A 24,567-nucleotide genomic window follows, 5' to 3' on the forward strand; every position below is an offset into this window, starting at 1 on the left:
ATGAGACGCTCGAAGGACGGGCGCGGCGGACGATCGCTCGCGCCCGTCCTGCTTGCGGCGCCTGTCCTGCTTGCGGCGCTCGTGGCCAGCGCGCCGGCATGGGCCGACGCGGCGCCCGGTGCCACGGCGTGCACCGGCTGTCACGGGCCGGCGGCGCTCGGCTCAGCCATCCCCTCGCTCGACGGCCACGCGGCGGCCGACATCGTCGCCCAGATGCAAGCCTTCCGTTCCGGCGAGCGCGAGGCGACGGTCATGGACCGCATCGCCAGGGGATTTACCGAGGAGGAGACGCGCGCCATCGCCGAATGGCTCGCCAAGCCGGAGGCGGCACGCCATGCCCAGCCGTAGAACCTTGATCGGCGGCGCGGCGGCCAGCGTCGCCGCAGCCGTCCTTGCCGCGCCGCAGGTGCGCGCGCAGGCGCAGCCCCGCGTGGTCGTGGTCGGCGGCGGCTTTGCCGGGGCAAGCTGCGCCCGCGCACTGAAGCAGCTGGATCGTGGCCTTGCCGTGACGCTGATCGAGCCGGAGACAGCCTATCTGGCCTGCCCGTTCAGCAATGCCGTGCTTGCAGGGCTGCGCGGCATCGAGGCGCAGACCTTCGGCTATGGCCGGTTCGGCGACATCGGGCTCATCCGCAGGCGCGCTGCCGCCGTCGATGCCGAGCGCCGGCGCGTCCGGCTGGAGGATGGTACCGAGATCGGCTACACCCGGCTGGTGCTGGCGCCCGGCGTCGACCTGCGCTTCGATGCGCTGCCGGGCTACGACCAAGCGGCGGCGGAGATCATGCCGCATGCCTGGAAGGCGGGGCCGCAGACGCTGCTGCTGCGCGACCAGCTCGCCGCGATGCCGGACGGTGGGGTCGTCATCCTCGCCGCGCCAGCCAATCCGTTCCGCTGCCCGCCCGGTCCATACGAGCGGGCAAGCCTGATCGCGCATTACCTCAAGACCAGCAAGCCGCGCTCGAAGCTGATCATCCTCGACGCCAAGGACGCCTTTTCGAAGCAGCGGCTGTTCGAAGCCGCCTGGCGAGAGCTCTATCCCGGCCTGATCGAATGGGTGCCGCTGTCCTCGGGCGGCAGGGTGACGGAAGTCGACCCGGCGACAACGACGCTGGTGACCGAGTTCGGCAGCCACAAGGCCGATGTCGCCAACGTGATCCCGCCGCAGCGCGCGGGCAGGATCGCGCAGGCGGCCGGCGTCGCCGATCAGACGGGCTGGTGCCCGATCGACCCGGTCACCTTCGAGTCCCGTCTGCAGCCGGCCATCCACGTCGTCGGCGACGCGGCGATCGGCGGAGCGATGCCGAAATCCGCCTTCAGTGCCAACGCCCAGGCAAAAGCCTGCGCCGCAGCGGTCGCCGCGCTGGTCAGGGGGCGGCAGCCAGCGCCGCCGAAGCTCATCAACACCTGTTACAGTCTGGTCGCGCCCGGCTACGGCATCTCGATCGCAGGCGTCTACCAGCCGCGCGACGGCCTGCTTGCCGAGGTGGAGGGTGCAGGCGGCACCAGCCCGCTTGAAGCGCCGCCCTCCGTCCGCGAACTGGAAGCCGCCTATGCGCAGGACTGGTTCCGGACGATCACCAGTGAGGTGTTCGGAGTATGAGGATGGCCTGCCCCGCTCTTGCGGGATTGCTGCTTGCGGTCTCGCCCGGCGTTGGCGAGGAGGCGGGTTCCTATGCCGTGACCGGCGACGCGATCATGGAGCCTCTGGCCGCCGGCAAGGGTGATCCGGAGCGCGGCGCCGCGCTGATCTCGGACCGGCAGCGCAGTCTCTGCACGCTCTGCCATAGCGGACCGTTTCCCGATGCGCATCTGCATGGCACGCTGGCGCCCGACCTGACCGGCGTCGGGGCAAGGCTTTCGGAAGGCCAGATCCGGCTGCGCGTGGTCGACATGAAGCGGCTCGTATCGAATACGATCATGCCTTCCTACTACCGGGTCGCGGATGAGGACGGCCGGCGCGTCGCCGCCGTCTGGCGCGGCAAGCCGATCCTGACCGGCGCCGATATCGAGGACATCGTCGCCTATCTCACGACGCTGAAGGGGTGATTATGCGCGAAGACCCGCTTCACGAAGGCTTGGTTGGACGGCGGCAGTTTCTTCGGGCCGGCATGACCGGCCTGCTGGTGATCAGCCTGCCACGCTGGGCTCTTGCCCGTCCGAGCCTCGAGGAGGCGATCCGGACCTTCACCGGAGGAGTCGAAATTCTCGACGGCCGCGTCCGGCTCGACCTGCCGCCTCTGGTCGAGAACGGCAATGCGGTCGGGATCACGGTCGCCGCCGAGAGCCCGATGACCGCGGACGATCATGTCCGGCGCATCGCGGTCTTCAACGAGAAGAACCCGGAGGCGAATGTCGCGGTTTTCCATCTCGGGCCGCGTTCGGGCCGCGCCACCGTCTCGACGCGGATCCGGCTCGCCACCTCGCAGGTGGTGGTCGCCGTCGCGGAGATGTCAGACGGCAGCTTCTGGTCGAGCAGGGCGAGCGCGATCGTCACGCTTGCCGCCTGCATAGAGGACCTGTCATGACGACGCGTGCGCTGATCAATGTGCCGAAAGCGGTCAAGCGGGGCGAGGTCGTCGAGATCAAGGCGATGATCGGGCATCCGATGGAAACCGGCTATCGTGTCGGCCCGAACGGCTCCAACATCCCTCGCGACATCATCCGCCGTTTCGCCTGCACCTATGACGGCGAGGAGGTGTTTTGGGCCGATCTTTTTCCGGCAGTGTCGGCCAATCCCTTCTTCGCCTTCACGCTCGTCGCCACGACGAGTGGCACGATCGAGTTCGCCTGGACGGACGGCGCCGGAAAGACGCAAACCGCGTCGGCCGAAATCACGGTGAGCTGATGCGCGCCCTCTGGGGCCTGGCAGGGATCATCGCGGCATTTGTCTGCGGCATGGCCATCGCTGCCGGCATCGAAGACGGCGAGAAGCGCTCGGGCTTCGACTTCATGACACCGCAGACGCAGGCGCTGCAGGCCGACGACATGAGCAATCCCGGCATGCTGTGGGTGCTGCAGGGCGAGCAGCTCTGGCAACAGGCGCAAGGCAGGGCGGATCTCGCCTGCTCCGGCTGCCATGACGATGCCTCCCGGACGATGCGCGGCGTTGCCACGCGCTACCCGGCCTTTGACGAGATGACGGGACGGCCGATCGACCTTGCCGGGCGCATCAACTCTTGCCGCGCGGAGCGGCAGCAGGCTGAGCCGCTGGCGCCGGAGTCCGATGCGTTGCTCGCCCTGACGGCCTATGTGACGCATCAGTCGCGCGGCATGCCGATCACACCGGCGACCGACGCCCGGCTCGCGCCGTTCCGTGACAACGGCCGGCGTCTGTTCCAGAGCCGCATCGGCCAGCTCGACCTCTCCTGTGCCTCCTGCCACGACAACAATTGGGGCAAGCGGCTCGGCGGCAGCGTCATCCCGCAGGCGCATCCGACCGGCTATCCGCTCTACCGGCTGGAGTGGCAGACGGTCGGCTCGCTGCAGCGGCGCCTGCGCAACTGCATGATCGGGGTGAGAGCCGAGCCCTTCGCCTTCGGTGCGCCCGAACTCGTCGAGCTGGAACTCTACCTCATGGAACAGGCCAAGGGCCTGCCGATCGAGACGCCGGCCGTGCGGCCGTGAGCCGGCATGGGCCGACGCGGCGCTCCTTCCCTCAAGCCTGAGGTAAAGGCTGAACTCGCTTATTTTTTCAAATGGAAGGGGAGGCCGCTTCGCAAGCTTCAAAGTGGTCGACGATCTGCTGGCCGGTCGCGATCCAAACATCGGATTTACTCTGCACGTGCCGCAGAAAGTCGCGTAGGCAGTGCCAGCGCATTGGGCGCCCGGAGACCTGCGGATGCAGCACCAGCGTGGTCACGCCGCCCCAGGCGTGGGTCGCTTCGAATTCGTCGATCCAAAGCGGCAGAACGGCTTCGCGGCCAAACAACGGTCGCGGGCTGGTGCGGCTTGACATGCCGAAGTTCCAGTCATCGAAGGCGAAATTGACCGGAATTTCAACCAGTCCCGCAAGGCCGTCGTGGGATGCATGCCGATAAGGCAGGATGTCGTCGCGGAAGGAACTGGAATAGCGGATGCCGGACTTTGCGAGATAGGCCAGAAGTTCCGGAAAATTCTCGCCCGAAGGCGCCCGATAGCCGACCGGTCTTACGCCGAGAGCTTTTTGCAGCGCCTCGAAACCGCGGTCGATTTCCTCAAACGCCTCCTCCAGCCTCTCGCGCTCCGGTAGCCTGTGCAAATAGCCATGATGGCCGATTTCGTGGCCCGCTTTCACGATGCCCTCGCATGCGGCAGGGTGGGCGAGCGCCGTCCAGCCTGGTGTGAAGAACGTTCCTTTGAGGGAAAGTTCGTCCATCAGTTCGAGAATCTTGCCGATCCCGACCCGGGCGTCGTAACCACCATGCGACGTCGTTACCATGCGATCGACATTCGATGGATTGTTGCCGATCCAGGCCGTCTCGGCGTCGACGTCGAAACCGATGAACAATGCGCTCTTCGCACCATTCGGCCAGGTCATTGGTGGTGTTTTCGGAGCCGGATTGAGCGGGCGTGGGCTGAGATCGTAGGTCAAAACGCGCACCTCATTGGAACAGCGGGCGGGTGCCGGCATCGCCTTCAAGCATAGAATCCAGCGTGCGGCAGTCTTCGAGACTTTCAAGATCGGCAAGGGCGGACCACAGTTTTGCCACCTGCTCGGCCGGCAGGCTCATGGTCGCCAATTCGTGGAATTTTGCCTCGATCACGGTCGGTTGCATGGGTCTTTCCGCTGATCCAGTGGCGCGCGGGACCATACGCGAAACGCTTAGACCATCCTCGAAGACGAGAGTCACGACCGGCTCGTCAAGCGGTAACATGGCCTCATCGATGCCGAGATGCATCTTTTGCATCAGGGCATGCACGCGCCTGTCGGCGCGGCGCTTGGCGCAATAGGCCTGCAGGCCGGCTGTGCCGAATACGCAGCGGGCGGCGAGCGCGTAGGGAAGGCTCATCTGGGCCGGCGCCATTGCGTCGTTTTGCTTGGCGCCGCACATCCCCATCAGCATGGCGCTCATGCGCAGTTCGATCGCATCGATTTGCGCCGGATCGCGCCCTGTTTCGCCAAGCAGATCCTCGAGTGCGTCAACCGCGGAATGAGCGCCCCGGCAGGACGCATAGGGTTTCAGCACGGCCCGTTTGATCTTCCAGATATCGCCAAGATCCTCGCAGAGCTTCTGCGGCTGGCAGGCGTCCTTGTTGAAGGTGCGAAAGAAGCCGCCCCAGACATCGTCGAAGACCATCGAGGGACCGGCAAAATCCTGCGACGCCAAAAGGGCTGCGAGCAGGCCGCCTTCGGCCGCGCGGCCGGCATGGATCTTCTTGGCTTGCGAACCGTCGTGAATGAAGGCCCAAAGGCCGGACGAGAAACTGGTGGCAAGTGTGATGGCGTGTCGCGTGGCGAGCGCATCAAGGCCGCGCAGATTGGCAACGGCCGCGGCGGCGGCGAGCGTGCCGCATGTGCCTGTCGAGTGCCAGCCGAGATTGTTGTGGCTGTCGTAGCCGCCGGCCGCCTCGAGGACGCGCCGCCCGACGTCGTATCCGGCAACGACTGCCGCGATCAGTTCCTTGCCGGATATTGCGCGCGGCGATTGCGCCAGGGCGGCGAGTACGGCAGGCATCACGACGGCGCCCGAGTGGTCGCAGCCGCCGGAATCGTCCAGTTCGAAGGCGTGGGCGGCAACGCCGTTGACCAGCGCGGCATCGCGCGCGCTGGCGTGCTCGGCGGTGCCCCAGATACGGGCCTCGCCCCCCGACCGGATCACCTGTCGCGCTATTCGGAATTCGTTTGAACGGGCGCCGGCCGCAGCGGCGCCAAGCGTGTCGGCAATGTGTATTTTCGTCTTCTCGATGACATCGGCCGGAAGCAATTCGAAGCGAAGGGTCGAAACGAAAGATGCCAGCCTGTCGACAGGGGCGTCTTCGAGAACGCGGGACATGGGTGCTTTCCCCGAGGTATCAGGAATTGGCCGGTAACGCGGGCTTTGTCCGCAGCGTCGGCCGCGCCGCCGATGGTCATGGATGGGTGGCCCCGGCCGCAAGGGACGGGGCCTGAATGAGGTCGCGTTACTTGACGGCTTCGCCGTTGATGTAGATGCCGTCGAGCAGGGTGCCTTCAAGGCCGTTCTTGGCGAAGATCGCCTTGTATTCTCCACTGTCCATCAACGCCTTGAGCGCGGCTGCATAGGCGTCGCGCAGTTCGGTGTCCTTCTTGGCGAAGCCGATGCCCTGGTAGACGGCGGTGAAGGGCTCGCCGACGACGGCATAGGTGTCCTTTTCGAGGTTCGAAAGGTAAGGAAGCGTTTCGGAGCCTTGCACCGCTGCGTCGACGCGGCCCTGCTTCAACTGCGCGCGGGCATCGGCCGAACCTTCCGTGCCGACGACCTTGATGGCCGGCAGACCGGCAGCTTCGCAGTTCGCGGCGCTCCACTTCGCCGTTTCATCCGGGAAGGAGGTGCGGCGGCTCATGCCGACGGTCTTGCCGCAGAAGTCGGTCAGGGTCTTGAACTCGTCCTTGCGGGCAAAGGTCGTGTAGAACTGGGCGCCGGACTTCATGTAGTCGACGAAGTCGAGCGCATCACGGCGCTTCGGCAGATCGCTCATGCCGCTATGGATGAGGTCGACGCGGCCCGTCGTCAGCGAGGAGATCATCTGCTCGAAGCCGATGTCGGACCACTCGACGGTGGTGCCGAGCTGCTTTGCCAGAGCAAGGCCGAGATCGATGTCGACGCCCATCAGTTCGTTGGTCGCCGGATCCTTGTATTCCATCGGAGGGTAGTTTGGCTGGTTGGCGACGATCACCTTGCCGGCTGACTTGATTCGTTCCGGCAGTCCTTCGGCATTGACCGAGGTGGCGGCAAGGCATGCAACAGCGACCATTGCGAGATACTTGTTCATTGGTTCCCCATTTCTGATCCTGGTTTGATGCTGGAAGATCTTTCGGATCCACCGGTTTTTCTCTCAGCTGTGAACGGCCTTGATGAATTCTTCCGTTCTGGCACTTTTCGGGGCACTGAGAACCTCCGATGCCAAGCCTGTTTCGACCACTTTGCCTGTCTCCATGAAGGTGACGGTGTTGGCCACATTGCGTGCGAAACCCAATTCGTGAGTGACAACAATCATGGTCATTCCGGACGCTGCCAGATCTTTCATGACGTCTAGGACTTCCGCGACGAGTTCCGGATCGAGCGCCGATGTGGGCTCGTCGAAGAGGATGACATCCGGCTGCATGCCCATGGCGCGGGCGATGGCGACGCGCTGCTGCTGGCCGCCCGAAAGTTCAGACGGGTAATGATTTGCCTTTTCCGTGAGACCGACGCGTTCAAGCAAGGCCAGCGCCCGCTCGCGGGCTTGGCCGATCGGTTCGTTCAGCACATGCACCGGGCCTTCGATAATATTCTCGATCGCGGTTTTATGCGGGAAAAGGTTGAACCGCTGGAAGACCATGCCGATGCGCCGACGCTGACGGGATATTTCCGCGTCGCTGATCTCGTGCAGATTGTTGCCATCCCGCCGGTAGCCCATCAGTTCGTTGTCTACCCAGACGGCGCCTCCGTCCATGCGCTCAAGCAAGTTGATGCAGCGCAGGAGCGTGCTCTTTCCGGAGCCGGACGGGCCGATGACGCAGCTCACTTCGCCGCGGGCAACGTCCATGCTGACCTTATCGAGGGCGCGGAAGTCTCCGTAGTTCTTCACAACGTCGACGGCTCTTATGAGGATGTCTTTACTCATGGCGACCTCACATGGATGCGCGGATGGATTTCGAACCGCGTCCGAAATAGCGCTCGATGTAGTGCTGGCCGACCGACAGGACGGAAACCACCGCGAGGTACCAGAAGCTTGCCACCAGCAGCAGTTCAAGAACGCGGGTGTTGGCGAAGTAGATTATCTGGGCGTTGTGCAGGATTTCGGAATATTGGATGACGCTTGCCAACGATGTCAGCTTTACCATGCCGATCACCTCGTTCCCGATCGGGGGAACCATGACGCGCATGGCCTGTGGCAGGACGATGCGGCGCAGCATCTTCATCTGCGTCATGCCGATGGTTCGCGCTGCCTCGTATTGACCGCTGTCTACCGAGAGAAGTCCGCTTCGCACGACTTCCGAGGTGTAGGCTCCCTGTGAGATGCCGAGGCCGAGCATGGCGGCAACGAAAGGCGTCATGATATCCACTGTCCTGAACTCGAAGAGGCCAGGGATTCCCATGGTCGGAAATATCAGCGCCAGATTGAACCATAGCATCAGTTGCAGCAGAGCCGGTGCGCCGCGGAACACCCAGACATAGCCGACGGCAATCGAAGACAGCACGGGATTGCCGGAAATGCGCATCATGGCGATGACGACGCCGAGCACAATGCCGAGGCTCATGGCCGCCACGGTCATCAGAAGCGTGTTCACGAGGCCGTCGAGAATGGCCGGCGCGAACAGAAAGTCGCGCACGTAGCTCCATTCGATCTGCCCGACGCTGAAAGCACGGACCAGGCCGGCCAGCAGGAGGAGGACGATGGCTGCGGCGACCATTCGGCCGATGCGGCGCTTCTGCACCAGTTTCAGATGGGCGATCTCGTATTTGTCGTCGGCGCGGGTGGGGCTGATGGTTGCGGCAGTCATCGGCTTCGCAACTCCTGAGCGTCGTTTCTCTCCGCGATGTGTGCGTTCACGGGCGCCTCGGCGAAGGCGCGGCGGGCCCCGATCGCCGTCTCGAAACGCGCGATCTGTTCGCGCACACGCAACGGCGCGGTGGCGCCGTAACCGGTCCTGCTGGCAAGAGCCTTGTCGAGCGCGATGGCGGCAAGCATGCCCGCGTTCAGGCGCGGGTCGATCTTCGGCAGATCATCCTCCGTCAGGCCGTCGAGATCATGGCCGCGCTCCTCGCAGTAGCGGACAACCGCGCCGGTTATCTCATGCGCCTGCGCGAAGGGCACGTTCTGCCCGACCAGCCAGTCGGCGACCTCGGTTGCCAGCGTGAAGCCCTTTGGAGCCTCCTCGCGCAGTTTCTCGATGTCGAACTCAAGCGTGGCAACCATGCCGGAAAAGGCCGGAAGAACCAGCTCGAGGATGTCGATCGCCTCGAACAGGCTGCGCTTGTCTTCGGCCAGGTCGCGATTGTAGGCAAGCGGCATGGCCTTCATCGTGGCGAGGAACCCTGCAACATTGCCGATCAACGTCCCGGACATGCCCCGCGTCAGCTCGGCGACATCCGGGTTCTTCTTCTGCGGCATGATGGACGAGCCGGTGGAGTATGAATCGTGCAGCCGAATCCAGCTGAATTGCTTGGAGCTCCAGATGCAGATCTCTTCCGCCAACCGCGACAGGTCCACCGCGACGAGCGAGCAGATGAACAGAAATTCGGCCACGTGGTCGCGGGCCGAGACGGCATCTATGGAGTTTTCGCAGGCAGCGGAATAGCCGAGCTCGATGGCGGATTGGTCCGGCCGGCAGGCAATGCCGGAACCGGCGAGCGCGGCGGCGCCGAGCGGCGAGCGGTCGAAACGACGATCCCAATCCTGAAGCCGCTGCAGGTCGCGCAACAGCGACTGGGCATGCGCCATCAGATGGTGGCCAAGCACGACCGGTTGTGCCGGCTGGAGGTGGGTAAAACCTGGCATGACGGTTTCGGTGTGACGCGAGGCTTGGCTCATCAGGGCTTCCTCGACGGAAATAATGGCCCGCGAGAGTTCGCGGGCCATCCGGCGAAGATAGAGGCGTGTGTTGTTTGCGGTTTGGTCGTTACGGGAACGCCCCGCCCGCAGCTTCCCGCCAAGGGCGCCCAGGCGCGCCGTCAGCAGACGCTCCAGGAAGGTATGAACGTCCTCGTCGCCGGCGATAGGCTCCTCATGGCCGCTGCCGACATCCGCCTCGATGGCGTCGAGAGCAGCACGAATGGCGGAGAACTCGCCTTCATCCAGCACGCCGGCACGCTTCAACTCGGAGGCATGGGCGCGGGAGCCGGCAATATCCTCCCGGTACAGACGGAAGTAGGACGCCGGCGCGCGTGAGAGATTGGCCAAGGCTTCCGACGGTCCGGACTTGAAGCGTCCACCCCAGAGCTGAGTGGGTTCAGGCATTCGTATTCCCTTGTTTGTTTATACTTTCGGCAAGGTTCCCATGTGCCCCTTTGCTCGGCAAATGAAGTTATTTCACTTCGCTATGACAAGAACGACTAGCTCAAATATCCCGCTGGGTTTATTGGCATTCATGCGAAAAACCCAGCCATGGCGAATGCGTGACATGGCCATTGCGAACAAGGCGGAGAATTGCGTGGCGTCCGGTCGGCAGCGCTTGCCTTCGATAACCGCCCTAAGGGTGCTGCTGGCAGTGGCCGAGAGAGGATCGACCAGCGCCGCTGCGGGCAGCACCTCCCTGTCGCAGAGCGCCGTCAGCAAGCAATTGCTGGCATTGGAGGAACTGATCGGCAGTCCGGCCTTCATCCGCACGCCGCGCGGCATGATACCGACCGAGGTCGGCTCGATCTACATCGAACAGGCGCGGACGGCGTTGAAGGCGATGGAGGACGCGACGCTGCGCGTCGCGCGCCTGAAACCTGGGCCCCGCGTGCTGCGTCTTCAGGTGCCGCCCATCTTCGGCGATCGCTGGCTGCTGCCGCGCTTCGTGCGGTTCACCGAGAAGCATCCCGAGATCGAGGTGCAGTTCACCACGTTCGTGTCGCCGACCCAGTCGGAGGTTCCGGACGGCATATTCCGGTTCCTTTCGGAGCCCCAGCAGGGGGAGGAGACGCGTTATCTTTTCGGGCGCGAGGTCCTCCTGGTGAGCGCGCCATCCTACTGGGAAAAGGCCGGCCAGCCCGAAACGATCGCGGATATGGCCAACGGCGTGATGCTGGAGCATCCCCAGACCCCGCTGCATTGGCGACACTTTGCCGAGAGCCGCGGCGAAGCCGGGCTGGAAGCGCGGCATACCACGCGCTTCGGCTACTACACCATGGTCATTCGCGCCGCGCTCGCCGGACAGGGCATGGCGTTGATCCCGCGCGGCTTGATGCTCGACGATCTGGAGGCCGGGCGGCTCGCCAACCCGGGCAGGCTCGGCTACCGCAGCGACTACGGCTACTGGTTCGCGAGGCCGCAAGACATCGCGCCGAGCGCATCGATGCAGACTTTCGAAAAGTGGCTGATGGCGGAAACCGAGGGAATGCGGGACTGAACGTTGCGCCGCGCGAAGCGGCAGCAGATCACTATTTCAGCAGATCGACCAGCACTTTGAAGGCCGCATCGATGTCGGCGCGGACCGCGGCGCGGACCGCCTCCGCATCCCGGTCGCGCAAGGCCGCGAACATCTCCTGATGGTGTTCGTTGGCGGTCGAGTAGTTCCCGGAATCGTGCAGCATGTTGAAATAGGGGCTGATCTGCAGCCACAGGTTCTCGATGATGTTGAGAATGTTCTCGGAGCCCGCCGCCCGGTAGATCGAGAAATGAAAGGCGTAGTTGGCGCGCAGGTAGGATTTGACGTCGCCGGCGGCATTGGCCCGTTCGAGCGCATCCAGATGCTGGCGCAACTGCACCATGCTTTTGTCGTCCATACGTTCCGCGGCCCATGCCGCCGCGATCGCCTCGATCTCGAACCTGACATTCCTAAGATCGATGAGGCGCGCGCGGCTGAGCGCCGGGATGCCGATCGAGCGGCCCGAAACCACCATCAGCGCATTGGCGGCCGTCAGGCGTCGCAGCGCCTCCCTGACCGGCATCGGGCTGACGCCGAAAGCGTCGGCAAGGCTCTGCACGGTCACCATCTCGCCCGGCACGATGCTGCCGTCGAGGATCAGTTCGGTAACATGGCGATAGACCCTCTCCTGCAGGGTATCCCTGGACAGTGGAGTGATCTCGACACCCGGCCTCCTGAATGCTGCCCCAGCCATATGCATTAACCTTCCTGCGCAAGGGCGACGCTGTCGCTGCATCCGGCGCCTGTGCCCGGAATGCAAGGTTCGGATTGCCACGTCAAGCACCGGCGCACTCTGTTTTGATATTAAGCCATTCTATCATTGATCTTTGATCAAATCATGATACGGTCGGCCGCATCGAATGACAAGGGGCTGCGTTTGGCCGCCCCTGGGAGGCATTCGGTCGTCTGAATTTGGGAGGAGTTTCGAATGGGTATCGGATCGAAAGCCCGGCGGCTCGCGCTGCTGGCTGGGATGGCTGTTTGCGCTTGTGGGGTGGCCGCCGCCGAGGCGGCGGAAAAGCACAAGATCTTTCTAAGCATGAGCTTCATCGGCAACGACTGGCAGGCTGAGGCCGCAAACATGGTCAAGGCCATGGCCTCGCACAAAAGCATGGCCGACAAGGTCGATCTTCAGGTTCAGGTGGCGGGGCCGAATGCGCAGCGCCAGATCCAGCAGATCAACGCCATGGTGCAGGCCGGCGCCGAAGCCATCGTAATCTTTCCGATCTCGCCGACCGCGCTCAACCAGGTGGTCAAGAATGCCTGCGACAAGGGCGTCAAGGTTTTTGCCTACGACGCGGAGATCACCGAGCCTTGCGCTTACAACGTCCATATCGACCAGGAAGAGGCGGGACGGGTGACGGCCGAATGGCTGGTCAAGAAACTTGACGGCAAGGGCAACATCATCGCGGTGACCGGTGTCCCCGGTACCTCGGTCGACGATCTGCGCACCAAGGCGGCGAAGGAGGTCTTGGCCAAGCACCCCGACATCAAGATTGTCGGCGAAGCGGTCGGCATGTGGAGCCAGGCGGTGGCTCGCACCGAACTTTCGAAGATCCTGGCGACGCGCAGCTGGGACGATATCGATGGGCTATGGATGCAGGTCGGCTGCTTCACCGCCAATTCCATGCAGCTGGAAGCCGGCAAGAAGACCAGCGAACTCCTGCCCTGTGCCGGCGAGGGCGCCAATGGCGGCCGCATCCAGATGCTGCCGGAGGGCACCGAGGTCGAGGGGGCGGCGTCTCCCTATGCGCCGCTCGGCGCGCCGCGCATTTCCTATGCGTCGCCGCCTTATTCCGGCGCACTCGCCCTCAAGCTTGCCGTCGAGGCTCTTGAAGGCAAGGATGTGCCTAAGAAGACGATCCTGCCGCTGCCTGTCGTCACCAACGAGACGATCAAGCTCTGCGACGAGGGTACCTGGGCGGAGATGAAGGCCGGCTGCAACGCCTTCAAGCCGTCGCTGGTCTCCAATCCCGGCTGGTTCGCGTCGATCTTCTCCGACCAGACGCCGGAAATCGGTCTTGCCGCAGCGCTTGTCGGCCAGCCCGAGGAGTGAGCTCTCGGAAGCGGCGCGTGGGGGCATTTCAATCGCTTCATGCGCCGCCTTCATGAAAGGGCGGTTGGGGATCGGGAATTATGAACGCAACAGCACATTCGACGGCTGTCGGTATTGAGGGCGTCCGCAAGGCCTTTGGCGCCACGATCGCCCTCGACGGCGTCTCCTTCGAAATCGCATCGGGCAGCGTGCATGCCCTGCTCGGCGAGAACGGCGCCGGCAAGTCCACGCTGGTCAAGCTGCTCTCGGGACTGGTGCGGCCCGACGAGGGGCAAATCACCATCCTTGGCGAACCGGCGCCGCTCGGCTCGCCGCGCGCAGCACACGCCAGGGGTGTGCAGACAGCCTTCCAGGAAATGACCCTGGTCCGCGATCTCAGCGTTCTCGACAACATGCTGATGCCCTACGCGCCTGTCGGCCCGATCGGCCTGATCAGACAGTCGGCCGCGCGCAAGGCGGTCCGCAGGCACATCTCCGACCTCGGATTTTCGGTCGATCTCGACGCCGAGGTGGCGACGCTCGATCTTGCCGTCCGCCAGAAGATCGAGATCGCGCGCGCCGTCTACCGCAAGCCGCGCATCCTCCTGCTCGACGAACCGACTTCGACCTTGTCGGGCGGCGATGTCGAATGGCTGGGCGGCATCATCGCGCGGCTGAAGGCGGCCGGCACGACGGTCGTGTTCATTACCCATCGCATGCGCGAGGTGCGGGCCTTCTGCGATACGCTGACCATCCTCAGAAACGGCCGCCATATCGTCACCGCGCCGGTCGCCGATGTCTCGGATGGAGAGGTGATCGAAAAGATCATCGGCCGCAGCATCGCCCAAACCTTTCCGCCGAAACCTGAAAGCGAGGCCGTCTTCGGCCCGCCGGTGCTCGGCGTGCGCGACCTTAAAGCCGGGAGAAGGCTCGACGGCGTCAGTTTCGACCTGCGCAAGGGCGAGATCCTCGGCATTGCCGGGCTTCAAGGCATGGGACAGCTTGACCTGTTCTTCGCTTGCTTCGGCATGGCCGAGATTGAACGCGGTCATGTCGTGGTCGACGGCCGCAAGGTGTGGCTCGGCTCGCCGGCCGATGCGCTCAAGCCCAACATGGCGATCGGGCTGGTGCCGGAGGACCGCAAGACCGAGGGCCTGTTCCTGAAGCTGCCTGGCCGGCAGAACGCATCGCTGCCGGTCGTCTCGCGCTTCACGCGGCTTGGCCTGATCCGGGAGGATGATGAAGCACGCGCTGTGCAATCCGCCTTCTCGACAGTCGAGGTCGACGGGCGCGCCATGTGGACGAGGGCAGGGGCGTTTTCGGGCGGCAACCAGCAGAAGATCGCCATCGCGAAATGGCTGGTCGCCGAAAGCCGCATCCTGCTGCTCTTCGACCCTACCCGCGGCATCGACGTCGGCACCAAGCACGAGCTCTATGTGATGATGCGCGACTATGTGGCGGCCGGCGGCTCGATCCTTCTGCATTCGACCGAAATTCCCGAACTCGGCCACCAATGCGACCGGGTGCTCGTCCTCTACGACGGCCGGCTGGTGGCGGAGCTCGCTGGAGACGACATTTCCGAAAGCGCTATCATGAGGCCGGCGTTGGGCCATGGCGATGCGGTTCGAGAGGCGGCCGAATGAGCGCGATCAGTTCCCCCGCCGCCGCGCCGGCCGGAACCGTGTCGCGGCTCCTGTCGCGGCACAGCGGCGCGATCATCGCCGCGGTCGTCTTCGCAGTGCTTCTGCTCGTCGTCGACCTGGTCAGCGCCGGCCGGCTCACCTATTTCGACATTTCGTTCCTTTCGAGCGGCGGCGCCACCTCGGCGCTGGCGGCGATCGGCCAGACCCTGGTCATCCTGTCCGGCGGCTTCGACCTGTCCGCCGGCGCGGTGATCTCGCTGGTCAACGTCGTTCTGGCGACGGGCATGGACCCGATGGCGACCGGTTCGAGCGTTGCCCTGTGGACGCTGGCGGGCATCGGCGTCGGCATGTCGGTCGGCGCCTTCAACGGCTTTTTCATCGCTGTCCTGCGCATGCAGCCCATCGTCGTCACGCTGTCGACCATGTTCATCCTGCAAGGCATCACGCTGCTGGTCATGGACAAGCCGGGCGGCTTCGTCTCGCCCGATCTTGGCGCCTTCTATCTCGGCGATGCGGTCGAGGGCTGGCTGCCGATGCCGCTGGTGGTGATCGGCGTCGTCCTGCTCGCCTGGTTCTGGCTGAAGGGGACGCGCTTTGGGACGGCTCTCTATGCGGTCGGCAGCGACCCGGATGCGGCTGCCTCCGTCGGGGTGCGCGTCGTTCTGGTCCGCTTCCTCGTCTACGTCATTGCCGGTGGGTGCTACGGGCTTGCCGGCGTCTTCATCAGCGCCCAGACCGGCAGCGGCGATCCGCTCGTCGGCAATCCGCTGCTGTTGTCGATGTTTGCGGCGGTCGTCGTCGGCGGCACGAGGCTGGGCGGCGGGCAGGGCGGGCCGGTCGGCACGGTGTTCGGCGCCTACATCCTTATGATGGTCGTCAACATCCTGCTCGTGCTTAACGTCTCGGCCTATTATTCGACCATCGCCGAGGGCACGATCCTGATCCTTGCGGTGCTTGCCGGCTCGCTGTCGCACGGCTCCGTCCTGGCGCGCCAGTTCCGCGCCGCGCGGGCGCGGCTGGCCGCGTGGCGTGCCGGAATGCTGCCGTCGCAGGTCGATCGCATCGATCGGCGGCTGAGGATCGCGCGGGACAGCGCCGGCGACCAGCATGTGCCGCGACCGCCCTTCCATGTCCGCAACGCCGAGACGCTGCGCTATGCGGCGCCGGCCTATGTCTGCCTGGCCGTTGTCGTGATCGTCACCCAGATCTGGCTCGGACGCGCCGTCTTCAACGTCACCTACTGGAATTCGCTGTTCGTGCTGTCGAGCTTCCTCGCCATCCTCGCGCTGGGGCAAGGCAGCGTCATCCTCACCGGTGGGCTCGACCTGTCGGTGCCGTGGACGATCGGCCTTTCGGGCATCCTCCTTGCCGGCATGGTCAACGGATCGGACGCGGCACTTGCCTATGCGCTGCCGACGGTCCTGGTCATCGCCTGCCTCATCGGGCTGGCGAACGGCATTGGCATCGTCTTCCTCGGCATCTCGCCGATCGTGATGACGCTGGCCATCAACGGCATTCTGCAGGGGTTTGCCCTTCTCTATTCGCAGGGCACGCCAGCCGGCTTCTCCTCGCCGATGCTGCGCTGGTTCATGACCGGCAAGATATTCGCCATGACGCCGGTGGTGCTGTTCATGATCGCGTTTGTCGTCTTTGCCGTGCTGCTGCTCGGCCGCACCGCTTTCGGCCGCCGCGTCTACGGCATCGGCAACAGCCTGCGCGCGGCCCAGCTGTCCGGCATCGCGGTCGGGCGCACGCTGATCCTGGTCTACATGCTTTCGGCCGTCTGCGCGGCGATCGTCGGCATCATGCTCACCGGCTTCTCGGGTCAGGCGAGCCTGGGCATGGGCGACGACTATCTTTTGCCGTCGATCGCCGTTGTCGTCGTCGGCGGCGCGCTGATCACCGGCGGGCGCGGTCATTATCTCGGCATGCTCGGCGGCGTGCTGTTGCTGACGGCGCTGCAGATGCTGCTGGCGGGCACCACGCTTCCCTATGCCACAAGGGCAATTCTGTACGGACTGGTCGTCCTCGGCGCTGTCATGGCGCTGCGCGAACGGCGGCTGCAATGAGAAAGGACAGGGCGATGAGTAAAGCGGCACCGTCATCGGCGGACGATTTTCTGACCGGGCTGAAGGGGCAGCGCGTGCTGGTGACGGCGGGTGCCGGCGGCATCGGCTTGGCCATTGCCGATACGCTGTCGCGGCTCGGCGCGCGCATCGTCGTGTGCGACGTTTCCGACGAGGCGCTGGCCGCCGCTCCCGACAAGATCGCCCTCGCCGCCGCGGTTAAGGCCGATGTCTCGCGCGAGGACGACGTCGACCGGCTGTTCGAGACCGTGCAGGAAAAGCTCGGCGGGATCGATGCGCTGGTCAACAATGCCGGCATCGCCGGGCCGACCGGAGGCGTCGACGAAATCGATCCGGCGGACTGGCGGCGCTGCATCGACGTCTGCCTGACCGGCCAGTTCCTCTGTGCCCGGCGCGCCGTGCCGCTGATCAAGGCGGCGGGCGGCGGTTCGATCGTCTCGATGTCGTCCGCCGCCGGTCGCCACGGCTACGCTTTCCGCACCCCCTATTCGGCGGCCAAGTTCGGCGTCATCGGTCTCACGCAAAGCCTCGCCAAGGAACTCGGGCCGCACGGGATCAGGGTCAACGCCATCCTGCCCGGCATCATCGAGGGGCCACGCATCGAAGGCGTCATCTCGGCACGTGCCAAGCAGATCGGCATCAGCCACGAGGAGATGACGGAGCGCTATCTCCAGAATATCTCGCTGCGCCGCATGACCAGCCCCTATGACGTCGCCTCGATGGTCGCCTTCCTGCTGTCCGATGCGGGCATCAACATTTCCGGCCAGTCGCTCGGCGTCGACGGCAATGTCGAAACACTTTGAGGAGCGGACCATGGCGAAGGTAGCAATTGTCGGCAGCGGCTTCATCGGACGGGCCTGGGCGATCAGCTTCGCCCGCGCCGGCCACGATGTGCGAATGTGGGACCAGTCGCCGGCCGCGACGGGCGGTGCGCACGATTACATCGCCGGCGTGCTGGGCGACCTCGCCGCGAATGATCTCATGCGGGGACAGGCAATCGATGCCGTGCTTGATCGCATCGCCGTCATTGCGGAGCTGGAAGAAGCGTTGGCAGATGCGGTCCATATCCAGGAGAACACGCCCGAAAATCTCGACGTGAAGCGCGAGGTGTTCTCCCTGATCGATGGACTGGCTGGTCCGCAAGCGGTGATCGCCAGCTCCACCTCGGCGCTGCTGCCGTCGAAATTCACCGACCATCTCAAAGGGCGGCACCGCTGCCTGGTCGTGCATCCGATCAATCCGCCCTATCTCATCCCAGCGGCGGAAGTCGTGCCGGCGCCATGGACCTCTCCCGAGACGGTCGAAAGGACACGCGCCTTCCTCGTCGCCGCGGGTCACGCACCGCTGGTGATGAAGCACGAGCTTGACGGCTTCATCATGAACCGCCTGCAGGGCGCGCTGCTGGAGGAGGCTTTCCGGCTCGTCGCCGACGGCTATGCCAGCGTCGAGGATGTCGATATCGGCATTCGCGACGGGCTGGCGCTGCGTTGGTCATTCATGGGTCCGTTCGAGACGATCGACCTCAATGCGCCGGGCGGCGTGCGCGACTATGTCGAGCGCTATCAGGCGATCTATTCCAACATCTTTCCGCAGATGCAGCGCCGCGTCGACTGGGCGGGCGAGGTCATGGCAACCGTCGAAGCCGACCGCCGCGAGCGCTTGCCGCGGGAAAGCCTCGGCGAACGGCAGGTCTGGCGCGACCGCCGGCTGATGGCGCTGGCGGCGCACAAGAGAAAATCGGATCAGGAGTTCGGACGATGACGGAAACGAACCGCAAGCCCGGCGTCATGGGGGCCAAGGGCAAGGTGATCATCACTTGTGCGGTGACGGGGGCGATCCACACGCCGACCATGTCGCCCTATCTGCCGATCACGCCGGACCAGATCGCCTCCGAGGCGATCGCGGCGGCGGAGGCAGGCGCGGCGATCCTGCATCTGCATGCCCGCGATCCGGAGACCGGCAAGCCCGACCAGACGCCTCAGGCCTTCGCCCGCTTCCTGCCGCGCATCAAGCAGGCCACCAATGCCGCCATCAACATCACCACCGGCGGCAGCCCCTACATGAAGGTCGAGGAGCGCGTGCGCCCGGCCGCCCAGTTCAAGCCCGAGGTCGCCTCGCTCAACATGGGCTCGATCAATTTCGGGCTCTATCACCTCGTCGACAAATACGAGACCTTCAAGTTCGACTGGGAAAAGCCGCATCTGGAGGCAACGCGCGACCTCGTCTTCCGCAATTCGTTCAGGGATATCGAGTACATTCTGGCGACCTGCTATGACAACGGCACGCGCTTCGAGTTCGAGTGCTACGACATCGCGCATCTCTACAATCTCTCGCACTTCGCCGATCGCGGGCTGGTGAAGCCGCCGTTCTTCGTGCAGTCGGTATTCGGGCTGCTTGGCGGCATCGGCACGCATCCCGAAGATGTCGCCCATATGAAACGCACCGCCGACCGGCTGTTCGGCGACCAGTTCCGCTGGTCGGTGCTCGGTGCCGGCGCCAGCCAGCTTCGCATTGCCGCGCAGTCGGCCGCCCTTGGCGGCAACATCAGGGTTGGCCTGGAGGACAGTCTGTGGGCCGGCAAGGGAAAGCTCGCCAAATCGAATGCCGAACAGGTGATGCTTGCCCGCAAGATCATCGAGGGGCTCGGCATGGAGGTGGCGACGCCCGACGAGGCGCGCGAGATTCTTCAACTGAAGGGTGGAGACCAGGTGGCTTTCTGAGCCGTTGGTCGGGCGGCAGGGACAAGCGCCAAACAGAGCGGAGGACGGCATGAAGATCGAAGTCGTGGTGGACGTGAAGACCACATTGGGCGAAGGACCGTTGTGGGACGTCGAACAGGAGCGTCTCTACTGGATCGACAGTTTCGACGGGCGCGTGTTTCGGGCGACCGCCGACGGTCGCGAGATCCGTTGCTGGGATGTGCCGATGAAGATCGGCTCGATGGCGCTGCGCAAGGACGGCAGCGGCGCGGTGGTCTCGCTCCAGCGCGGCTTCCATTTGCTCGATTTCGCCACCGGCGAGGTGACGCTGATCCACGATCCGGAACCGGACAAGCCGATGAACCGGCTCAATGACGGCAAGGTCGACCGGCGCGGCCGTTTCTTCGCCGGCTCCATGGACACGATGGAAGAGGGCCCGTCCGGCGGTCTCTACCGGCTCGATCCGGATTTTTCCGTCACCAGGATCGACTCCGGCATCATCTGTTCCAACGGCCCCTGCTGGAGCCCCGACGATCGCACCTTCTATTTCGCCGACACCTGGACCGGCGAGATCTGGGCCTACGACTATGACATCGCGACGGGTTCTGCCACCAACCGGCGCACCTTCGTCCGTGTCGACACCAGCCGAGGCGGTGCTGCCGATGGGTCGACCGTCGATGCCGAAGGTTTTCTCTGGAATGCCCTCGTCTACGACGGCCGGCTGGTGCGTTATGCTCCCGACGGCAGCGTCGATCGCATCATCGACATGCCCGTCAAGAAGATCACCAGCGTCATGTTCGGCGGACCGAAGCTCGACACCCTCTACGTGACCTCGATGGCAAAACCGCCGCTGCCGCGATTTCCCGGCGATGGCGTTCTGCGCGGCAGCCTGTTCGCGATAACCGGCCTTGGAGTGAAAGGCGTTGCCGAACCACGCTTCGCCGGATGACGGCGGCTGCAAAAGGGGATGGAGGCCAATAGAGGAAACGAGCGCTCGCTCGATTTTCTTGACGATGACCCGATACTTTTCGGCGATCTCGTTCATTATGCCGTAAGTCGGATTATGCCGCATGGCCGAGCTTTGTGGCGAGCAAACCTGTTCCGGGCCATGCGGCAGTTCGGCATAATCGAGCCATCGGGAAACGACGAGGTTTGGTGGGAAGCGGACTGGCGGCTTCAGGAATTTGTCTTCGATTGCAGGCATCGGCGTGCGCTCGCATCGCTGCGATGAACTTCTCAGCGGACTCGGCAACGGAAGCCGCCTGCTCCAAGAACCCGGCGCGTTTGGGCGGAAAAAACTTAGCGACTTGACGAAGTTTTCGCTTGCGCCACCGGCAAATTGCGCGATAGTTAGCGAGATGGCTAAGCATGATCCCAATCTCTCGCTGCTCTTCCACGCTTTGGCCGACCCAACCCGCCGGTCGATCCTGACCCGGCTCGCCGAAACACCTGCGCGGGTAACGGATCTGGCTGGGCCCACGGGACTACGGCTGCCCACGGTGATGCGGCACCTTTCCGTGCTGGAGGAGGCAGGGTTGATCACCACGTCCAAGGACGGGCGGATACGCACCTGCGCCATCGTACCCGAGGCTCTGGATCCGGTGCGGACATGGCTCGATGAGCAGCGGGCCATCTGGAAGGCTCGGCTCGACCGGTTGGACGCATTTGTGATGCATGTGATGAAGGAAAGCGAAGAATGACACAGAACCTCGCTACAAACAGTGCGACCCGTGCGGTGCCCGATGATAGGAAGGGCCGCTTTGCGACGCTCACCTTCCAGCGGGACGTGGCCGCGCCGGCGTCGGTGCTGTGGGAGGCATGGACGGCCCCGGCCGCGCGGGCGATCTGGGCCGCGCCATCGCCCTCGGTCACCGTGGAGTTCCTGGAGGCCGACACCACGGTGGGTGGACGCGAGGTCTCGCTCTGCAAGGCAGAGGGCCATCCGGACATCCGCTGCGAGTGCGGCTGGCTGGCGTTGCAGCCGGGGCTGTGCAGCGTGAACTACGAGGTGATCTCATCCGAAGGCGTGACGCAATCGGTCGCGCTGGTGACGGCGGATATATCGGGAACGCACGAGCGCAGCCGGCTGGTCGTGACGGTGCAGCTTTCCTCGCTGGCGGAGGACATGGAGGCAGGTTATCGGGAAGGCTTCGGCGCCGGTCTGGACAACCTCGCGGGCGCGGCTGAACGAACCATGGTGCTGCAGCGGGTGATTCAGGCGCCGCGATCCATCGTGTGGGGCGCCTGGATGAACCCTGATACGCTGCCGCAATGGTGGGGGCCGGAAGGCTTCTCCTGCCGCACGAAAAGGATCGATCTGCGCACGGGCGGCGAATGGGTGTTCGACATGATCGCGCCTGACGGCACAGTCTTCCCGAACCACCATCTCTATATCGAGGTCCGGCCCGAGGAGAAGATCGGCTATTCGCTGCTTTGGGGCGAGAACGGGCCGAAACATGCCGACGCCTGGGCCTCGTTCGAGGATCAGGACGGGGCAACGAAGGTAACGCTGGGCATGGTATTCAGCACGGCTGCCGAGTTCCAGGAGGCGAAGGGCTTCGGTGCCGTGGAACTCGGACTGCAAACTCTGGGCAAACTGGAACGCTTCGTCGCATCCCGCTGAAATGCTGCGACTTCCCGTCGGCTCGAATTAGGGCTTGTGGACGAGGTCCTCATCCATGTCGCGCCCGTCCTCATCAGCGACGGCATCCGCCTCTTCAGTCAGAAGGGCATGGAGCCGGTCGGGCTGGAGAAGACCGAGGTCTCGGAAGCGGGGCAGACCACCAACATGCGCTTCCGCTTCGCGGGATAGGGCCGAGAATTCACAAAGGGATACACGGAAGAGGAGGTTCTATGAGAAAACTGATCATATGGAACATGGTGACCGTCGACGGCTTCTTCGAAGGTCCAGACAGGGACATCAGCTGGTTCGTCTTCGAAGAAGAACTCGAGAACTACATTCGTGAGACCCAGGAAAAGGCCGACACGCTGATCTTCGGCCGCCTGACCTACGAGCTCATGGCAGCCTATTGGCCGTCCGAGCAAGGCTGGATCGCGGACTTCATGAACAAGATCGAGAAGGTGGTCTTCTCGCGCACGCTGAAAAGCGCCGACTGGAACAACACGAAGCTCTTCAACGCCAATGTCGCGAAAGAAGTCTCCAAGCTGAAGACCAGGGACGGCGGAGACATCTTCGTGTTCGGCAGCGCCGACCTCACGGCGACCCTGATGGAGCACGGCCTGATCGACGAGTATCACCTCGGGATCAACCCCGTCATTCTCGGGAGAGGCACGCCGCTCTTCAAGGGCGGCCCGAACCGGATACCCCTGAAGCATCTGGAGACGAGGGCGCTCAAGTCAGGTGTTGTCATCCTCCATTACGCGCCGGAGAGCAGACAATGACGATCGATCCGCTCTTTCCCGTCACAACCCGGATCTATATCCACGCCGACATCCGGTTGAAGGAAAAGGCGCTCTCTCAGGTCGCCGGCCCCGAAACGCATCCTGGACGGTATCGCCCCAGCGACGAACTGCTCGCCGCAAAGCTCGGCCATGCGGCATAATCCGAATTACGGCATAATGACCGTTATGCCGATATCGGCATAATGCGCATGGGTCGATGGCGGCCACCTCGTTTCATCGCTGTGAGGTTTTCCATGAATTTCGACATTCCCGCCCGCACCGAAGATTACCGTGTCCGCATTGCCGACTTCGTCGAGCGTGAGATCCTGCCGCTCGAGGCCGACAAGGCATCCTATGACGCGCATGGAAATATCGCCTTGCCGCTGCTGGAGGGGCTCCGCGCCAAGGCGCGGATGGCGGGCCTGTGGTGCCTGCAACTCAAGTCCGAAACCGGCGGCGCCGGTCTCGGCAAGATCGACATGGCGGTCTGCTACGAGGAGATGAACCGGTCGATCTTCGGACCCGTGGTGTTCAATTCGGCAGCGCCCGACGATGGCAACATGATGGTTCTGGAGGCGCTCGGCACGCCGGCGCAAAAGGAAAAATGGCTGAAGCCGATCGTCGAGGGCAAGGTGCGCTCGGCCTTTGCCATGACCGAACCGCACCCCGGCGGCGGCTCGGACCCTTCGATGATCATGACGCGTGCGAAGCGGCGCGGCGACAAATATGTCGTGACCGGCCGCAAATGGTTCATCACCGGCGCGGAGGAGGCCAGCCATTTCATTCTGATCGCGCGAACCTCGGACGATCCGCGCCATGGCCTGTCGGCCCTGATGTTCCACAAGGACCAGCCGGGCTGGCGCATCGTGCGCCGCATCGAGATCATGGGTCCGGAGGAGCATGGCGGGCATTGCGAGCTGGAATTCGATGGGCTCGAAATCCCTGTCGAAGACATGCTGGCCGGCGAGGGCAGGGGCATGAAGGTGACGCAGGTGCGGCTCGGTCCGGCGCGGCTTACCCACTGCATGCGCTGGCTCGGATTGTCCAAGCGCTGCGTCGAGATCGCGCGCGCCTACGCGGCCGAGCGCTACGGTTTCGGTCAGCGCCTCGCCGACCGCGAAAGCGTCCAGCTGAAGCTCGGCGACCTCGCCATGCGCATCGAGATCGGCCGCATCCTGGTGATGAAGGCTGCGTGGGAACTGGACCGCGGCGGCTTTGCCCGCAAGGAAGTGTCGATGGCCAAGGTCCAGGTCGCCAATGTGCTGCATGACGCGGCCGATGTGGCGATCCAGATCAATGGCGCGCGTGGCTATTCCAAGGATACGGTGCTCGAATGGATTTATCGCTATGCGCGCCAGGCGCGGCTCGTCGACGGTGCCGATGAGGTCCACAAGATGGTGCTGAACCGTTTCCTCGACGAGGAAGAGGGCGGCTTCTGGCGCTGGACTGTCGAAGGCGAGGCATAAGCGCGCGCATCCGGGAGGAA

At 64.1% G+C, this 24,567-nt stretch carries 29 protein-coding genes; 21 read left to right on the plus strand and 8 right to left on the minus strand.

Going from position 1 to position 24,567, the window contains the following annotated elements:
• The 6 genes from EJ066_RS14680 to soxA are packed head-to-tail and all read left to right on the plus strand — an operon-like array spanning window position 1 to window position 3,624.
• Window positions 1–348 carry a c-type cytochrome gene (locus EJ066_RS14680; RefSeq protein ID WP_126038782.1) on the plus strand — a complete coding sequence of 116 codons (348 nt, stop codon included), beginning with the start codon at window positions 1–3 and terminating at the stop codon, window positions 346–348.
• On the plus strand, window positions 335–1,600 hold the full coding sequence (locus tag EJ066_RS14685; protein WP_189644489.1) for an NAD(P)/FAD-dependent oxidoreductase: 1,266 nt from the start codon (window positions 335–337) through the stop codon (window positions 1,598–1,600). The genes EJ066_RS14680 and EJ066_RS14685 overlap by 14 nt, the downstream gene beginning before the upstream one ends.
• A gap of 2 nt (window positions 1,601–1,602) precedes the next feature.
• The gene (soxX, locus tag EJ066_RS14690; RefSeq protein WP_189644490.1) at window positions 1,603–2,046 is read left to right on the plus strand and encodes a sulfur oxidation c-type cytochrome SoxX; all 444 of its coding nucleotides are present in this window, start codon (window positions 1,603–1,605) and stop codon (window positions 2,044–2,046) included.
• A gap of 2 nt (window positions 2,047–2,048) precedes the next feature.
• On the plus strand, window positions 2,049–2,525 hold the full coding sequence (locus tag EJ066_RS14695) for a SoxY-related AACIE arm protein (protein WP_126038788.1): 477 nt from the start codon (window positions 2,049–2,051) through the stop codon (window positions 2,523–2,525).
• A complete protein-coding gene (gene soxZ / locus EJ066_RS14700) occupies window positions 2,522–2,845 on the plus strand; it encodes a thiosulfate oxidation carrier complex protein SoxZ (RefSeq protein WP_126038790.1) in 324 nt (107 codons plus the stop codon). The genes EJ066_RS14695 and soxZ overlap by 4 nt, the downstream gene beginning before the upstream one ends.
• The gene (soxA, locus tag EJ066_RS14705) at window positions 2,845–3,624 is read left to right on the plus strand and encodes a sulfur oxidation c-type cytochrome SoxA (RefSeq protein WP_126038793.1); all 780 of its coding nucleotides are present in this window, start codon (window positions 2,845–2,847) and stop codon (window positions 3,622–3,624) included. Before soxZ ends, soxA begins: the two co-directional genes overlap by 1 nt.
• A gap of 67 nt (window positions 3,625–3,691) precedes the next feature.
• Here soxA and EJ066_RS14710 read toward each other — a convergent pair whose 3' ends face one another.
• The 7 genes from EJ066_RS14710 to EJ066_RS32035 form a co-directional block, all read right to left on the minus strand.
• Window positions 3,692–4,570 carry a polysaccharide deacetylase gene (locus tag EJ066_RS14710; RefSeq protein ID WP_126043892.1) on the minus strand — a complete coding sequence of 293 codons (879 nt, stop codon included), beginning with the start codon at window positions 4,568–4,570 and terminating at the stop codon, window positions 3,692–3,694.
• 10 nt (window positions 4,571–4,580) lie between these two features.
• A complete protein-coding gene (locus EJ066_RS14715; protein WP_126038796.1) occupies window positions 4,581–5,972 on the minus strand; it encodes an MmgE/PrpD family protein in 1,392 nt (463 codons plus the stop codon).
• A gap of 127 nt (window positions 5,973–6,099) precedes the next feature.
• Window positions 6,100–6,930 carry an ABC transporter substrate-binding protein gene (locus tag EJ066_RS14720; protein ID WP_126038799.1) on the minus strand — a complete coding sequence of 277 codons (831 nt, stop codon included), beginning with the start codon at window positions 6,928–6,930 and terminating at the stop codon, window positions 6,100–6,102.
• Window positions 6,931–6,993: 63 nt separating this feature from the next.
• Entirely contained in the window at window positions 6,994–7,764 is a 771-nt protein-coding gene (locus EJ066_RS14725) for an amino acid ABC transporter ATP-binding protein (RefSeq protein WP_126038802.1), read from the minus strand.
• Between the two features lie 7 nt (window positions 7,765–7,771).
• Window positions 7,772–8,644: an amino acid ABC transporter permease gene (locus EJ066_RS14730; protein ID WP_126038805.1), complete on the minus strand. Its 873-nt coding sequence runs from the start codon at window positions 8,642–8,644 to the stop codon at window positions 7,772–7,774.
• A complete protein-coding gene (argH, locus tag EJ066_RS14735; protein WP_126038808.1) occupies window positions 8,641–10,101 on the minus strand; it encodes an argininosuccinate lyase in 1,461 nt (486 codons plus the stop codon). The genes EJ066_RS14730 and argH overlap by 4 nt, the downstream gene beginning before the upstream one ends.
• Window positions 10,102–10,173: 72 nt before the next feature.
• Complete coding sequence (locus tag EJ066_RS32035) at window positions 10,174–10,464, minus strand: hypothetical protein (protein WP_245455263.1); 291 nt, start codon at window positions 10,462–10,464, stop codon at window positions 10,174–10,176.
• Here EJ066_RS32035 and EJ066_RS14740 point away from each other — a divergent pair.
• Window positions 10,352–11,197 carry a LysR substrate-binding domain-containing protein gene (locus EJ066_RS14740; protein WP_245455207.1) on the plus strand — a complete coding sequence of 282 codons (846 nt, stop codon included), beginning with the start codon at window positions 10,352–10,354 and terminating at the stop codon, window positions 11,195–11,197. The two genes, EJ066_RS32035 and EJ066_RS14740, sit on opposite strands and share 113 nt — an antisense overlap.
• A gap of 31 nt (window positions 11,198–11,228) precedes the next feature.
• Here the strand turns inward: EJ066_RS14740 and EJ066_RS14745 are convergent, their stop codons facing one another.
• The gene (locus EJ066_RS14745) at window positions 11,229–11,909 is read right to left on the minus strand and encodes a GntR family transcriptional regulator (RefSeq protein ID WP_126038811.1); all 681 of its coding nucleotides are present in this window, start codon (window positions 11,907–11,909) and stop codon (window positions 11,229–11,231) included.
• Window positions 11,910–12,143: 234 nt separating this feature from the next.
• Between EJ066_RS14745 and EJ066_RS14750 the strand changes: the two genes are divergently transcribed.
• The 14 genes from EJ066_RS14750 (at window position 12,144) to EJ066_RS14805 (ending at window position 24,547) form a co-directional block, all read left to right on the plus strand.
• Window positions 12,144–13,271, plus strand: coding sequence for a sugar ABC transporter substrate-binding protein (locus EJ066_RS14750; RefSeq protein WP_126038814.1), 1,128 nt, complete (start codon window positions 12,144–12,146; stop codon window positions 13,269–13,271).
• An 80-nt stretch (window positions 13,272–13,351) separates the two neighbouring features.
• Window positions 13,352–14,893 (plus strand): sugar ABC transporter ATP-binding protein, encoded by a 1,542-nt coding sequence (locus EJ066_RS14755; RefSeq protein ID WP_126038817.1) that lies wholly within the window; start codon window positions 13,352–13,354, stop codon window positions 14,891–14,893.
• Entirely contained in the window at window positions 14,890–16,962 is a 2,073-nt protein-coding gene (locus tag EJ066_RS14760) for an ABC transporter permease (RefSeq protein ID WP_126038820.1), read from the plus strand. Before EJ066_RS14755 ends, EJ066_RS14760 begins: the two co-directional genes overlap by 4 nt.
• A gap of 14 nt (window positions 16,963–16,976) precedes the next feature.
• Window positions 16,977–17,783, plus strand: coding sequence for an SDR family oxidoreductase (locus tag EJ066_RS14765; RefSeq protein ID WP_126038823.1), 807 nt, complete (start codon window positions 16,977–16,979; stop codon window positions 17,781–17,783).
• Window positions 17,784–17,793: 10 nt separating this feature from the next.
• On the plus strand, window positions 17,794–18,741 hold the full coding sequence (locus EJ066_RS14770; RefSeq protein ID WP_126038825.1) for a 3-hydroxyacyl-CoA dehydrogenase: 948 nt from the start codon (window positions 17,794–17,796) through the stop codon (window positions 18,739–18,741).
• A complete protein-coding gene (locus tag EJ066_RS14775; RefSeq protein ID WP_126038828.1) occupies window positions 18,738–19,700 on the plus strand; it encodes a 3-keto-5-aminohexanoate cleavage protein in 963 nt (320 codons plus the stop codon). The genes EJ066_RS14770 and EJ066_RS14775 overlap by 4 nt, the downstream gene beginning before the upstream one ends.
• 49 nt (window positions 19,701–19,749) lie before the next feature.
• Window positions 19,750–20,628, plus strand: coding sequence for an SMP-30/gluconolactonase/LRE family protein (locus EJ066_RS14780; RefSeq protein WP_126038832.1), 879 nt, complete (start codon window positions 19,750–19,752; stop codon window positions 20,626–20,628).
• An 18-nt stretch (window positions 20,629–20,646) separates the two neighbouring features.
• Entirely contained in the window at window positions 20,647–20,910 is a 264-nt protein-coding gene (locus EJ066_RS14785; protein ID WP_126038834.1) for a hypothetical protein, read from the plus strand.
• 127 nt (window positions 20,911–21,037) lie between these two features.
• Window positions 21,038–21,379 (plus strand): metalloregulator ArsR/SmtB family transcription factor, encoded by a 342-nt coding sequence (locus EJ066_RS14790; protein WP_126038837.1) that lies wholly within the window; start codon window positions 21,038–21,040, stop codon window positions 21,377–21,379.
• A complete protein-coding gene (locus EJ066_RS14795) occupies window positions 21,376–22,302 on the plus strand; it encodes an SRPBCC family protein (RefSeq protein WP_126038839.1) in 927 nt (308 codons plus the stop codon). The genes EJ066_RS14790 and EJ066_RS14795 overlap by 4 nt, the downstream gene beginning before the upstream one ends.
• Window positions 22,303–22,338: 36 nt before the next feature.
• Window positions 22,339–22,491 (plus strand): hypothetical protein, encoded by a 153-nt coding sequence (locus EJ066_RS31395; RefSeq protein ID WP_189644491.1) that lies wholly within the window; start codon window positions 22,339–22,341, stop codon window positions 22,489–22,491.
• A 41-nt stretch (window positions 22,492–22,532) separates the two neighbouring features.
• Window positions 22,533–23,081, plus strand: a complete 549-nt coding sequence (locus EJ066_RS14800; protein ID WP_126038842.1) for a dihydrofolate reductase family protein — start codon at window positions 22,533–22,535, stop codon at window positions 23,079–23,081.
• Window positions 23,078–23,242, plus strand: coding sequence for a hypothetical protein (locus EJ066_RS31400; RefSeq protein ID WP_189644589.1), 165 nt, complete (start codon window positions 23,078–23,080; stop codon window positions 23,240–23,242). The genes EJ066_RS14800 and EJ066_RS31400 overlap by 4 nt, the downstream gene beginning before the upstream one ends.
• A gap of 93 nt (window positions 23,243–23,335) precedes the next feature.
• On the plus strand, window positions 23,336–24,547 hold the full coding sequence (locus EJ066_RS14805; RefSeq protein WP_126038846.1) for an acyl-CoA dehydrogenase family protein: 1,212 nt from the start codon (window positions 23,336–23,338) through the stop codon (window positions 24,545–24,547).
• Window positions 24,548–24,567 lie beyond the last annotated feature (20 nt).

The organism is Mesorhizobium sp. M9A.F.Ca.ET.002.03.1.2 (assembly GCF_003952365.1).
Taxonomy (GTDB): Bacteria; Pseudomonadota; Alphaproteobacteria; order Rhizobiales; family Rhizobiaceae; genus Mesorhizobium.